We start from the raw sequence: 12,196 nt of genomic DNA, 5'->3' as shown, positions 1-12,196 counted from the left end.
CCCGTGTACGAGGGCGAAATCGCCTCCGTGCTCGTCACCGAGCAGCAGATCAAGGACAAGATCGCGGAGCTGGCGGAGCAGATCGCCGCCGACTACCCGGCCAACGGGCAGGGCGAACTCCTGCTGGTGGGCGTCCTGAAGGGCGCGGTCATGTTCATGACCGACTTCGCCCGCGCGCTGCCGCTGCCGACGCAGCTGGAATTCATGGCCGTCTCCTCGTACGGCTCGGCGACCTCGTCGTCCGGTGTCGTGCGCATCCTCAAGGACCTCGACCGCGACATCGCGGGCCGGGACGTGCTGATCGTCGAAGACATCGTCGACTCCGGCCTGACGCTGTCGTGGCTGCTGAAGAACCTCGCCAGCCGCAACCCCGCGTCGCTCGAGGTCGTTTCGCTGCTGCGCAAGCCGGAAGCGGTGAAGGTGGACGTGCCGGTGAAGTACATCGGCTTCGACATCCCCAACGAGTTCGTCGTCGGCTACGGCCTCGACTACGCCGAGCGGTACCGGGACCTGCCCTACATCGGCACCCTGGACCCGAAGGTCTACACGACGTAGTCAGCCGGGGGAGTTCACCGACCGTTCACCGCAACCACCGGATTTTCGGAACCCCGGCGGCACCGATTGCGTCATAGGCTCTGATCACGTGCGTTAACCTATGCGAAGACCAGTCGTGCCCGCGGTGAACCGGGTCGGGGGAACGGGAGAGAGTGCAGATGGGGAACAGCAGCACTGCCGACGCGAACGCCTTCAAGGCCGCGGCCGCGGCGGGCCAGGTCGGGATCGACCCCGACGCCGCGCAGACCGTGCTGAACAAGATCCGCACCGGCAAGGACGCCGTCGAGGCCCTCCTCGCGGGCGCGGGCGCGCTCGCCCAGCCGCCGAAGCTCGGTGACAACCCGGTCGGCCACGCGATGGCCGCGAAGTTCGTGCAGCGCGCGGACGGCGGGGGCGACTCCTACGCCGCCGCGCTGCAGAACCTGCTCGACCAGTACTCCGCCGCCGAGGAGGGCATCGTCACGGCGATGTCCCGGTACCACGAGATCGACCAGGCCGCGGCCGACCCGTTCCGTAACGCCTGAGTCCAGAGGGGAACTCGTAGTCATGGCTCCGAACCACACCGACCAGCCGGCGGCGACCACTCCGGGCTCCGCTGCTCAGGGTTCGCTGGTCCCGCTCGGCGACAACTCGGCCTCGCAGAACATCGTCGACAACGCCCGCGGCAGCGCCGGCGGCTTCGACATGGGCAGCGACCGCGCGATCGCCAACCCGCCGAACTGGAACGCGCAGGAAAGCCAGCAGCTCTACGCCGGCGCGGTCAACAACAACGACCCCGGCACGGCCGAGGCGACCGGGCACGCCTGGGCGCACCACGGCAGTGAGCTGAAGCAGGCGTCCGACCACCTGTACAACGCGATCGCCGAGCTGGGCAACGCCTGGGTCGGCAAGGGCGCCGCGGGTGCGCAGGGCGCGCTGGTGTCCATCGCGAACTCCGGTTCGCAGGCCTCCGACGCCGCGCACACGATGTCGGACCGGCTCGCCCGCCAGGCCGCGGCGGCCGCCGAGGTCAAGAAGATGCCTGCCCCGAAGGACTTCGACCCCAAGCAGGCCATGGCGGCTGCGCTGGCGGGCGGCCCGGCGGCGCTGATCGCCGACCAGAAGGCGCAGTCCGACGCGGCCAACGACGTCAAGGCGCAGCAGGTCGCGTTCTTCAACGCCTACACGCAGGCGATGAAGGAGGTCGACAACTCGACCCCGAGCTTCGGCCCGGAGTCGCTCGGCATGCAGCCGACGGCGTCGCACAACTCCATCTCGTTCAACGCGGTGAACAGCGTCGGCAGCACCGGCCAGGTCGACGCCCTGCCCGGCGCGGGCGACGCGATCTTCGCCTCCGGCGGCGCGGGCTTCGGTGGTCACGGCGGCGCGTTCGGCGCGCAGCACGCCGCGGTCGCCGGCCCGAACGGCGTCGGCGCGCACGGCGGCGTCCCGGGTGCCGCGGGCTTCGGCCAGGACGCGGCGGCGCTCGGCAGCGACGCGGCAGGCGGCTCGGTCACCGGGGCCGGAGCGGCCACCGGCGCGGGCACTGTCGGCTCGGGCAGCGCCCAGCCCGGCGGCAGCAACCCGCTCGCCAAGATCGGCATGGGCCTCGGCATCGGCGGCGCGGCCGGCGGCCTCGGCGCGCTGGCGACGCGGGCGCTGGGCTCCGGCAGCAAGTCCGGCGCGAAGGCCGAGAACGACACGAAGCTGGCGTCGGCCGAGGGCCAGAGCGCCGCTTCGGCGCAGGGGCCGCAGCAGGGCGTCGTCTCGCCGGCGGGCACCATCGGCGGCCAGACCCCGCCGCCGATGAACCCGGGCATGGGCGGCATGGCTCCGCACGGTGCCCAGGGCCAGCAGGACGAGGAGCACACGCACGCGTCCTTCCTCATCGAGGCGGACCCGGACGAGGCCTTCGGCGCGAACCAGGCGACCCCGCCGCCGGTCATCGGCGCGTGGTCCGAGGCCGACGAAGACCGCTGATCCGTTCGGGCCGGGCACGCCTGCGGTGTGCCCGGCCCGGTTCCTGCTGGGGGTGGCTCGATGCCGAACGCTGAGCTGCTCACCCCGGTCGAGGTGGACTTCCTGTGGGAGTCCGCGGGGCTGGGCGAGCTGCCGTACCCGTTCAAGATCCGTTCGCACGGCGCGACCGTCGACGAGCGGGCGCTGCTGCGCCGCCGCACGCTGGAGGGGCTCACCGCGCGCGGCCTCGCCGACGGCCGCGGCCGGCCGGAGCCGCACATCGAGGACTGGTTCGGCGTGCTGGCGACCCCGGAACTGAGCCTGGACGCCGTCCAGCTGATCGCCCCGGACGCCGAGCCGCTGCTGTCGGCCGCCGGCGTGCTGGGCGGCCAGGGCCTGCTGGCCGTGCAGGACACGCGCGGCCTGCACCTGCAGCCGTGCCCGGCCGACGGGCTCGCGAGCGCGATCGTCTCGCTGCTGCCCGGTGCCCCGCGCGGGAGCGAGAAGTCGCTCACCGTGCCGCTGGAGCAGCTGGTCGGCGCGCACGGCGTCGACTTCATGCAGCGCCGCGGCAACGGCGACGAGCGCGCTTCGGCCGACGAAGACCGCAAGGCGCTGGCCCGGCTGCACGCCCAGCCGCGGCTGCGCGGCGGCCAGATCGGCGCCAACGCCCGCACCCGGCTGGGCGGGCGCACCCGGTCCCCAGTCCTGAGCTGGTTCGACACCGAGACCGGCCGCTACTTCACCCAGGCCACCCGCGGCCGCGACGGCCGGGACTGGATCACGATCGCCCCTGCCGACGCCGCGACGCTGCGCCACCGCCTCGGCGAGATGCTGGCGGGCGTCGCGACGACCAGCACGGTCTGACACCCGGCTTCTCCGGACGTGCCCAGCTCGCCACCGGACCGGCCCGGTTTTGTCGGGGGTGCGGGCTACGCTGAGCAAGAGTCCGATCCGGGAGAGTAATGATGCAAGAGTTCTTCTCGCCACTGGCGTTCGACTTCCTCTGGGAGTCGGCGCGCGTCGGGGAGCTGCCGTACCCGCTGATCGTTCGGTCGCACGGCGCGACCGAAGACGAGCGCGTCTCGCTGCGTCACCGCACCGATGTCGAGCTGAAGGCGCGGGGCATCCGCGACCCGCGCGGCAGGCTCGCGCCGCCAATCGAGGACGCCCTGCACCTGCTGGCCTTCGCTCCGCTGACCATCGACGCGCTGCACATCCCGCAGTTCGAGGCCCCGACCGTCGGCCTGCTCGCGGCGGCCGACGACACTCAGGGCGTGCTCGCGATCCAGGACGCCGACGGCATCTGGCTGCGGGACGTCCCGCCGGACGGCCTGGTCTCGGCCGTCATCGGGATCCTGCCCGCCGGGCCGCGCGGCAGCGAGGCGTCGGTCACACTTCCGCTGGACGAGGCCCTGCGCACCGCGCCGATCCGGGTGCCGGCGTCCCTGCCGTCCGGGCCGGACGAGGAAGACGGCAAACGGCGCGGCCGGGCCCGGCGAGCGCCGCTGAGCGAACGCCTCGCCGTCGATCCGCGCGAGGCCTACGGCCGGATCGCCGGGCAGCCCCGGCAGCGGGGCGGTCAGCTGGCCGCGAACAGCCGTTCGCAGGTCGGGGCCCGGCAGCGGTCCCGCGTGCTGGGCTGGTTCGACACCGCGACCGGGCGTTACCTGAGCCTTTCCCGCGCGGGCACGGACGGGCGCGAGTGGGTCACCGTGGCGCCGGCGGACCCGAAGACGCTGCGCAGCAGGCTGGGCGAGATGGTGAGCAGTGTGTCCGACGGCACGCGCTAGCGTGGCCCGGGAACCCAGGGGCGGTATCGCCCGTTGACCTGCGAGAGGCTCACAGGGGATGAACGCGGCAGCGGGCGGTACCCTGATGGGCAGGTGTCCAGGCACCACGGGTTGTCAAGATCGTGATGGCGGGTATCACAGGAGCCGCCCAACCAGGGAGGGTCGAGGCCACCAGGGCCGAGTCGTATGAACCGGAAGAGCGTGCTCAGGAACCCACTGCTGTGGATCGTCGCGGGGTTGCTGGCGTTGTTCGCGTACAACACGATCTTCGACAGTGATCGTGGGTACACCCAGGCACCCATCTCGGTGGCGAACTCCCAGATCACCTCGAACAACGTCAAGGAAGCCAGCCTCGAGGACAAGGAACAGCAGCTCAAGCTGCTGCTGACCAAGCCCATCGACGTCGACGGCCAGCAGGTCACCCAGATCATTTCGCAGTACCCCTCGGACGCCACCCGCCCGATCTACGACTCGTTGATCGCGGCGAAGAACGGCGGCCAGCCGATCAAGTTCACCACCAAGGTGACCCAGCAGGGCGTGCTGACGCAGATCCTCATCTTCGCCATCCCGCTCGCCCTCGTGCTGGGCCTGCTGATGTGGATGATGAACAACGCGCAGGGCGGCGGCAACCGCGTCCTCAACTTCGGCAAGTCCAAGGCCAAGCAGCTGAACAAGGACATGCCCAAGACGACCTTCGGGGACGTCGCGGGTGCCGACGAGGCCGTCGAAGAGCTGTACGAGATCAAGGACTTCCTGCAGAACCCGGCGCGATATCAAGCGCTCGGCGCGAAGATCCCGAAGGGCGTGCTGCTCTACGGGCCGCCCGGTACCGGTAAGACGCTGCTCGCGCGGGCCGTGGCCGGCGAGGCGGGTGTGCCGTTCTACACGATCTCCGGCTCGGACTTCGTCGAGATGTTCGTCGGTGTCGGTGCGTCGCGTGTCCGTGACCTGTTCGAACAGGCCAAGCAGAACGCGCCGTGCATCATCTTCGTCGACGAGATCGACGCGGTCGGCCGCCAGCGCGGCGCCGGCCTCGGCGGCGGGCACGACGAGCGCGAGCAGACCCTGAACCAGCTGCTCGTCGAGATGGACGGCTTCGACGCCCGCGGCGGCATCATCCTGATCGCGGCCACCAACCGGCCCGACATCCTCGACCCGGCGCTGCTGCGTCCGGGCCGGTTCGACCGGCAGATCCCGGTGTCCGCGCCCGACCTGCGCGGCCGCAAGGCGATCCTCGAGGTGCACGCCAAGGGCAAGCCGATCGCCCAGGGCACGGACCTGACCAGCCTGGCCAAGCGCACGGTCGGCATGTCCGGCGCGGACCTGGCGAACGTCCTCAACGAGGCCGCGCTGCTCACCGCCCGCCAGAACGGGCACGTGATCACCGACGTGGCGCTGGAGGAGTCGGTCGACCGCGTCGTCGGCGGCCCAGCGCGCAAGAGCCGGATCATCTCCGAGAAGGAGAAGAAGATCACGGCCTACCACGAGGGCGGGCACGCGCTCGCCGCGTGGGCGATGCCGGACATCGAACCGGTCTACAAGCTGACGATCCTGCCGCGCGGCCGCACGGGCGGGCACGCGCTGCTCGTCCCCGAGGACGACAAGGACCTGATGACCCGCTCCGAGATGATCGGGCGGTTGGTCTTCGCGATGGGCGGCCGCACGGCGGAGGAGCTCGTCTTCCACGAGCCCACCACCGGCGCGTCGTCGGACATCGAGCAGGCGACGAAGATCGCCCGCGCGATGGTCACCGAGTACGGCATGAGCGCCCGGCTCGGCGCGGTCAAGTACGGCCAGGAGCAGGGCGACCCGTTCCTCGGCCGCTCGGCGGGCCGGCAGGCGGACTACTCGCTGGAAGTGGCGCACGAGATCGACGAGGAGGTGCGCAAGCTCATCGAGACGGCGCACACCGAGGCGTGGCACGTGCTCAACACCTACCGCGACGTGCTCGACGAGCTGGTCATCGAGCTTCTGGAGAAGGAGACGCTGACCCGCAAGGACCTGGAGCGGATCTTCGCGACGGTCGAGAAGCGCCCGCACATCACCGTGTTCAACGAGTTCGGTGAGCGGACGCCGTCGGACAAGCCGCCGATCAAGACCCCCGGCGAGCTGGCGATGGAGCGCGGCGAGCCGTGGCCCCCGCCGGAGAAGGAGAAGCCGGTCCTGAAGCCGGAGCCGACCCCGGTCGGCACCGCCCAGGGCGCGGGCGACCTGCCCGGTGGCCCCCCGTACCCCTCTCCGGTGGACCCGAACGCGAACCCGTACGCCCCGCCGGGCGCCTACCCGAACGGCGGCCGTCCCTACGGCGGCCCGAACGGCGGCCCCAACGGAACGGCGCACTGGCCGCAGACCTACGGCAGCGGCCAGCAGCAGCCGGGCAGCTATCCCGGCGGCCCGGCCGGCCAGAGCGGCCCGCCGAACTACGGTGCCCCTCCGGGCTGGACGCCCGCGACCTCGCCGGGCGGTCAGCCGGGCCAGTCGTGGCGGCCCGGTGGTGAAGAACGCCCTCGTGAGCACGGCTGGTTCGCCGATCAGGCGGGCAACCAGCAGAACGAGGGAGAACGACGTGACGTGGATGGACCCGAAAAGTCCCAGTGACGCCATCCGCCCGGTCTTCGACCAGGACCGGGCGGAGAAGGCGATCCGCGAGCTCCTCTTGGCCTGCGGCGAAGACCCGGAGCGGGACGGTCTCAAGGAGACCCCCGCCCGGGTGGCCCGCGCGTACCGCGAGATGTTCGCAGGGCTCTACACCGAGCCGGACGCGGTGCTGGACCGCACCTTCGACGAGTCCCACGAAGAGCTGGTGCTGGTCACGGACATCCCGATGTTCAGCCAGTGTGAACACCATCTGGTGCCCTTCCACGGCGTCGCGCACGTCGGGTACATCCCGAACGCCGCCGGGAAGGTCACCGGGCTCTCGAAGCTCGCCCGGCTCGTCGACCTCTACGCCAAGCGCCCCCAGGTCCAGGAGCGTCTGACCTCCCAGGTCGCCGACGCCATCGTGCGCAAGCTCGAACCCCGCGGCGTGATCGTCGTCATCGAGGCCGAGCACCTCTGCATGGCCATGCGCGGGATCCGCAAGCCCGGCGCGCGCACGACAACCTCCGCGGTGCGGGGGCAGCTGAAGAACTCGCCGTCGTCGCGGGCGGAGGCGCTCGACCTGATCAGGGCGCGCCGGTGAGCGTGGGGCTTCCCGCTCCCGGCCGGTGCGTCGTGATGGGCGTGCTGAACGTGACGCCGGATTCCTTTTCGGACGGTGGGCGGTACCTCGGGGTCGACCAGGCGCTGGAGCACGCCCGTGCGATGTGGGCGCGTGGGGCCGACCTGATCGACGTCGGTGGTGAGTCGACGCGGCCGGGGGCGGCCCGGGTGGACGCCGAAACCGAACTGCGGCGCATCCTGCCCGTCATCCGGACGCTCGCCGGCGAAGGTATCCAGCTTTCGGTCGACACCACCCGGGCCACCGTCGCCGCCGCGGCGCTCGATGCCGGGGCGCGGGTGATCAACGACGTCTCCGGTGGGCTGGCCGATCCCGCCATGGCGCGCGTCGCGGCCGAGGCCGGGGTGCCGTGGGTGCTGATGCACTGGCGCGGGCACAGCAAGGACATGCAGGCGCTGGCGAAGTACGAAGATGTCGTGGCGGACGTCCGCGCCGAGCTGCTGTCCAGAGTGGACGAAGCGCTGGCGGCCGGGGTCGCCGAGAGCGCGATCGTGCTGGATCCCGGGCTCGGTTTCGCGAAGAACGCCGAGCACGACTGGGCGTTGCTGCGTGGGCTCGATTCGCTGCTGTCGCTGGGGTTCCCGGTGCTCGTCGGGGCCTCTCGAAAACGGTTCCTCGGCCGTCTGCTGTCCGAAAAGGACGGGACGCCACGGCCGCCGGACGGCCGGGAGGACGCCACGGCCGCGATCTCCGCGCTCGCCGCGGCGGCCGGGGCCTGGGGCGTGCGGGTGCACGAGGTCGGGGCTTCGCTCGACGCGGTCGCGGTGGCTGCCGCTTGGTGGAAGGGTTCGCCGGATGTCTGACCGGATCACGCTGACCGGCCTGCGCGTGTTCGGGCGCCACGGGGTGTTCGAGCATGAGAAGCGCGACGGCCAGGAGTTCGTCGTCGACATCACGGTGTGGCTCGACCTCGGGCCGGCCGCGGAGTCGGACGACCTGACGAAGACGCTGCACTACGGCGAGCTGGCCCAGCTGGCGGCGGGGATCGTCGCGGGCGAGCCGTACGACCTCATCGAGAGCGTCGCGGGCAAGATCGCCGACGAGGTCATGCGCGACGAGCGCTTGAGCGGGGTCGAAGTGACGGTGCACAAGCCGTCGGCACCGATCGCGCTGACGTTCGACGACGTCGCCGTCACGGTCCGGCGCGACCGGTGAGCCGTGCCGTCCTTTCGCTCGGGTCCAACCTGGGCGACCGGCTGGGCTTCCTGAAGCTGGCGCTGGACGCGGTGCGGCCGGCGCTGGTCGCGGTGTCGAGCGTCTACGAGACGAAGGCATGGGGCGTCGAGGACCAGCCGGACTTCCTCAACGCGGTCTGCATCGTCGACGACCCGGCACGCGACCACTGGGCGTGGCTGCGCACGGGCCAGGCGGCGGAGCAGGCGGCGGGCCGCGTCCGCGAGCTGCGCTGGGGCCCGCGCACCCTGGACGTCGACGTGGTCACGGTGGACGGCGTGACCTCCGCCGACCCCGAGCTGCTGCTGCCGCACCCGGGAACACCGGACCGCGCGAGCGTGCTGGTGCCCTGGGTGGAGATCGACCCGGCCGCGGTCCTGCCGGGCCACGGCCCGATCGCGGAGCTGCTGACCGCCCGCCCGGCGGACGAGGTGGCCACGGTCCGCCGGACGAACCTCGAGCTGCGCTGACGCCAGGCCCAGTCGGCAGCCCGGCCCGGCGACGTTCCACTTCGGACATCGGGTCGGTGATGCCCGCTTCGGCCCACGACGCGGCCGCGCGTCTTCGCCAACCTGCTGCGGGCCGCGCACGGCCAGGTGTTCGCCATCCTCGCGCAGCTGCCGCCCGGACCGGACCCTGTGGACAACCGGCTGTCCGGCCGGACCCTGTGGACAACCCGCCTGCGCAGGCCCGGAATTGTCAGCCCTCGCGAGTAACGTTGAAACCGGGGGTCCCCCAGAGCCGGGGGTCGGAAAGGTGACTCATCGGGGAATGAGGGGTGACCGTTACCCCTCACCCCCGATTCGTCGCCGAGTGGGCGTTTCCGTGCGGTCAGCCGCGCAAGGCCGCGATCATGAAACCGACCGCGGGCTGGGTGGTCGCGACCGGTGGCCAGTCGTTGATGATCGCCAGCAGCTGCCAGTGGCGCTCGGCGCGCGGGTCGCCGCTGGCGGCGAACCGGTCCGCCAGCTCGCGGCGGAACTCCGCCGAGCCCGCGTCCTGGTCCGGTCGCGCGGAGGCGACCGCGATCTCCGCCGCAAGCGCTTGCCCCCGCTCCGACGTCGGGTTTTCCTCGGCATCGACAGCCTCCTGGGCGCGTGCCACCCACTCGTTCCAGTGTGTTCGCCAGGCCTCCGCCGGCTGCTCGAACTCGCCGTCCTTGATCTGCTGGGCCTGCGTTTCGCTCATGCGGCGGATCAGGGTGCGGAAGTCCGGGTCCTGGACCAGCTCGGCGAACTCGATCCAGGCCTCGAGCTGCTCGGGGGACGGGTCGTCCGGCAGCTCCGGCTTCCCCGAGCGCATCCGGCGGTAGAAGTCCTGGTCGATGTCGAGCCCGGCGACCATCTCGTCCCAGAACTCGTCGACCAGCCGCTTGCGCTCCTCGTCGGACATCGACGCGAGTCGGTTCATCAGGTTCACTTCCTCCAGCTCCGAGTTGCGTTTGGCCACCGCACGCAGCACCGCCCGGCGCAGCCGCAGCCGCCGGATCTGCTCGTCGAGGGCCTCGACGTGCCGGGTCGCCAGCTCGCCGACCGTCGCTGACTGCGTCAAGGCAGCCGAGACGTCGGCGAGGCCGAGGCCCAGCTCGCGCAGGGTGCGCACCAGCTCCAGTCGGGCCATTGCCGCCGCGTCGTAGAGCCGGTAGCCGGCGTCCGTCCGGTCGGTCGGGGGCAGCAGGCCCTCGTCCGAGTAGAACCGGATGGTCTTGACCGGCAGGCCGGTCCGGCGGGCCAGCTCGCCGATGGTGAAGGTTGCGGTGGTACCCACAAGACGCATGGTGAACTCTCCAGTCGGGGGAGAGTCAACTCTGCCACGGTACGGTTGAGGCATGCACTTCACCCGGCCCCGTGATCTGGTGGTCGCCGGGCTGCTCGGCCTGGGCCTCGGCTACCTGCTCTTCCAGGTCGCCTACGGCTCGCTGCCGCAGCTGCCGCTGCTCGCCGGCATCACCTTCGCCGTGCTGGCCGTGATCGAGCTCGTGCTGGCGTTCTCCATCCGGTCGCGGATCAAGAGCGGCCGGCTCGTTGCCGCTATCGGGGTCGCCCGATCGGTGGCCCTCGCCAAGGCTTCGTCACTCGCCGGAGCGTTCATGGCGGGCGCCTGGCTGGCCGCGCTCGCCTATCTTTTTCCGCGACGTGACGAACTCGTCGCGGCGGTGCTCGACACCCGCGCCGCGGTGGTCGGCGCCGGATCCGCCGCAGCCCTGGTAGCAGCGGCTTTGTGGCTCGAACACTGCTGCCGGACCCCGCGTGACCACGATCGTGAGCCCACCCGCCGGACGACCGGTTAGCGCTGGAATCCCACCGCTCGCTGGACCGAGTAGGTCTCGTTCGGATTACGAGCAGGTACGGTGTCAGTCATGACCGGCGTGGGTGACGACTCGCGCGGCCGCCTCTTGGGCAGGCCGTGGCTCGTTGTCGGCTTTGTCCTCGCCATCGGAGCCACCCTCGCACTGGTGCTCAGCGACGACCTCCGCTATCTCCGGCTGGGGATCGTCGCGGCCCTCTGGGCCGCCCTGATCGGCGCTTTCCTCGCCGTGAAGTACCGCAAGCACGCGGCACAGAGCGAGGACGCGGTCGCCGAGGCGCAGGCTGTGTACGAACTGGAGCTGGAACGCGAGATCGCGGCCCGGCGCGAATTCGAGCTGGAGGTGGAGGCCGAGAACCGCACCGCGGCCGACTCCAAGGGCCGCGAGGAGCTGGAGGCGCTGCGCGCCGAGGTCTCCGCGCTGCGCGACAGCCTCCAGTCGCTGTTCGGCGGCGAGGTGCTGCTCGAACGCGTCGCGCTGACCGCGCAGGCGACCCGGATGCGGAAGCTCTCCGACGAGAACCGCATGATCCCCGACAACGCGCCGAAGAAGAAGCCGGCCCAGCTGATGGCCGGGAAGAAGCCGGTGGCCGAGGGCGGCGAGCGGCCGACCGAGCTGATCGACCGCGTCCTCGACGAGCGCCGCCGCAAGGCGTCGGGCGCGAAGCCCGCGAACGGCAAGGGCCTCGGCAAGGGCAACAAGGGCTTCGGTGGCAAGCCGGTCCCGAAGACGCCGGCGAACGTCTCGGTGCAGAGCACCCAGCAGATGGCCCGGCCGAAGCCGCTGAGCGAACGCCGTCCGCCGGTCCCGCCGGTCGACCCGGCGCTGAACGCCGCGCAGCGCGAGCTGAAGGCCGCCGAGCTGCGCGCCGAGGCGGCGCGCCGGCAGGCCGAGTCCCAGCCGATGCGGCTGCCGAAGCCGGACGAAGTGGCGAAGCAGCCCGAGCGCCGTCCGGAGGCCGCGGCCGAGCCGACGCGCCGGGACGTGCCGCGGGCCGCCGAGCCCAAGATCGAGGTCCGGCGCCCGCCGGAGCCCAAGACGGAGATCCGGCGCCCGCCGGAGCCCAAGACGGAGATCCGGCGCCCGCCGGAGCCGAAGACCGAGATCCGCCGTCCCGAGCCGCCGCCCGCGCGCCGCGCGGAGATGTCGCGGTCGGACATCCGGCCGGCCGAGGTGTCGCGCTCAGATATCCCGCGTGTGGAGATGTCG

13 protein-coding genes are annotated in these 12,196 nt (G+C 71.7%); 12 read left to right on the top strand and 1 reads right to left on the bottom strand.

Annotation, left to right across the window (positions count from 1 at the left end):
* Positions 1 to 3 precede the first annotated feature (3 nt).
* From hpt to folK, 10 genes are all read left to right on the top strand, one after another.
* Positions 4 to 555, top strand: coding sequence for a hypoxanthine phosphoribosyltransferase (hpt, locus tag AB0M93_RS29100; RefSeq protein WP_364278687.1), 552 nt, complete (start codon positions 4 to 6; stop codon positions 553 to 555).
* A 158-nt stretch (positions 556 to 713) separates the two neighbouring features.
* On the top strand, positions 714 to 1,079 hold the full coding sequence (locus tag AB0M93_RS29095) for a hypothetical protein (protein WP_364278685.1): 366 nt from the start codon (positions 714 to 716) through the stop codon (positions 1,077 to 1,079).
* A gap of 22 nt (positions 1,080 to 1,101) precedes the next feature.
* Positions 1,102 to 2,514 (top strand): hypothetical protein, encoded by a 1,413-nt coding sequence (locus AB0M93_RS29090; protein ID WP_364278682.1) that lies wholly within the window; start codon positions 1,102 to 1,104, stop codon positions 2,512 to 2,514.
* 60 nt (positions 2,515 to 2,574) lie between these two features.
* Positions 2,575 to 3,360, top strand: a complete 786-nt coding sequence (locus tag AB0M93_RS29085) for an ESX secretion-associated protein EspG (RefSeq protein WP_364278679.1) — start codon at positions 2,575 to 2,577, stop codon at positions 3,358 to 3,360.
* 98 nt (positions 3,361 to 3,458) lie between these two features.
* Entirely contained in the window at positions 3,459 to 4,286 is an 828-nt protein-coding gene (locus AB0M93_RS29080; RefSeq protein ID WP_364278676.1) for an ESX secretion-associated protein EspG, read from the top strand.
* A gap of 186 nt (positions 4,287 to 4,472) precedes the next feature.
* Positions 4,473 to 6,884 carry an ATP-dependent zinc metalloprotease FtsH gene (gene ftsH / locus AB0M93_RS29075; protein WP_364278673.1) on the top strand — a complete coding sequence of 804 codons (2,412 nt, stop codon included), beginning with the start codon at positions 4,473 to 4,475 and terminating at the stop codon, positions 6,882 to 6,884.
* Complete coding sequence (gene folE / locus AB0M93_RS29070; protein ID WP_364278886.1) at positions 6,862 to 7,467, top strand: GTP cyclohydrolase I FolE; 606 nt, start codon at positions 6,862 to 6,864, stop codon at positions 7,465 to 7,467. The genes ftsH and folE overlap by 23 nt, the downstream gene beginning before the upstream one ends.
* A gap of 35 nt (positions 7,468 to 7,502) precedes the next feature.
* On the top strand, positions 7,503 to 8,309 hold the full coding sequence (gene folP / locus AB0M93_RS29065) for a dihydropteroate synthase (protein WP_364278883.1): 807 nt from the start codon (positions 7,503 to 7,505) through the stop codon (positions 8,307 to 8,309).
* On the top strand, positions 8,302 to 8,661 hold the full coding sequence (gene folB / locus AB0M93_RS29060; RefSeq protein ID WP_364278670.1) for a dihydroneopterin aldolase: 360 nt from the start codon (positions 8,302 to 8,304) through the stop codon (positions 8,659 to 8,661). The genes folP and folB overlap by 8 nt, the downstream gene beginning before the upstream one ends.
* A complete protein-coding gene (gene folK, locus AB0M93_RS29055) occupies positions 8,658 to 9,149 on the top strand; it encodes a 2-amino-4-hydroxy-6-hydroxymethyldihydropteridine diphosphokinase (RefSeq protein WP_364278667.1) in 492 nt (163 codons plus the stop codon). The genes folB and folK overlap by 4 nt, the downstream gene beginning before the upstream one ends.
* 361 nt (positions 9,150 to 9,510) lie before the next feature.
* On the opposite strand, the gene AB0M93_RS29050 is transcribed toward folK, so the two are convergent.
* Positions 9,511 to 10,446 (bottom strand): MerR family transcriptional regulator, encoded by a 936-nt coding sequence (locus AB0M93_RS29050; RefSeq protein ID WP_364278665.1) that lies wholly within the window; start codon positions 10,444 to 10,446, stop codon positions 9,511 to 9,513.
* Positions 10,447 to 10,507: 61 nt separating this feature from the next.
* On the opposite strand from AB0M93_RS29050, the gene AB0M93_RS29045 reads away from it, so the two are divergent.
* The gene (locus tag AB0M93_RS29045) at positions 10,508 to 10,969 is read left to right on the top strand and encodes a DUF3180 domain-containing protein (protein WP_364278662.1); all 462 of its coding nucleotides are present in this window, start codon (positions 10,508 to 10,510) and stop codon (positions 10,967 to 10,969) included.
* Positions 10,970 to 11,038: 69 nt separating this feature from the next.
* Positions 11,039 to 12,196, top strand: a 1,158-nt coding sequence (locus tag AB0M93_RS29040) for a DUF6779 domain-containing protein (protein WP_364278660.1), incomplete at its 3' end; no start/stop codon positions are given.

Origin of the sequence: Amycolatopsis sp. NPDC051102 (assembly GCF_040682815.1) — a bacterium.
Classification (GTDB): domain Bacteria; phylum Actinomycetota; class Actinomycetes; order Mycobacteriales; family Pseudonocardiaceae; genus Amycolatopsis.
The sequence above is the reverse complement of the archived record's forward strand: the minus strand, read 5'-3'. Positions and strand labels throughout refer to the sequence as shown.

Excerpts from the sequence above, each read along its gene's own strand:
- AB0M93_RS29095 (WP_364278685.1), top strand. The coding sequence starts at position 714 with ATGGGGAACAGCAGCACTGCCGACGCGAACGCCTTCAAGGCCGCGGCC.
- AB0M93_RS29090 (WP_364278682.1), top strand. The coding sequence starts at position 1,102 with ATGGCTCCGAACCACACCGACCAGCCGGCGGCGACCACTCCGGGCTCC.
- AB0M93_RS29085 (WP_364278679.1), top strand. The coding sequence starts at position 2,575 with ATGCCGAACGCTGAGCTGCTCACCCCGGTCGAGGTGGACTTCCTGTGG.
- AB0M93_RS29080 (WP_364278676.1), top strand. The coding sequence starts at position 3,459 with ATGATGCAAGAGTTCTTCTCGCCACTGGCGTTCGACTTCCTCTGGGAG.
- ftsH (WP_364278673.1), top strand. The coding sequence starts at position 4,473 with ATGAACCGGAAGAGCGTGCTCAGGAACCCACTGCTGTGGATCGTCGCG.
- folE (WP_364278886.1), top strand. The coding sequence starts at position 6,862 with ATGGACCCGAAAAGTCCCAGTGACGCCATCCGCCCGGTCTTCGACCAG.
- folP (WP_364278883.1), top strand. The coding sequence starts at position 7,503 with ATGGGCGTGCTGAACGTGACGCCGGATTCCTTTTCGGACGGTGGGCGG.
- folB (WP_364278670.1), top strand. The coding sequence starts at position 8,302 with ATGTCTGACCGGATCACGCTGACCGGCCTGCGCGTGTTCGGGCGCCAC.
- AB0M93_RS29045 (WP_364278662.1), top strand. The coding sequence starts at position 10,508 with ATGCACTTCACCCGGCCCCGTGATCTGGTGGTCGCCGGGCTGCTCGGC.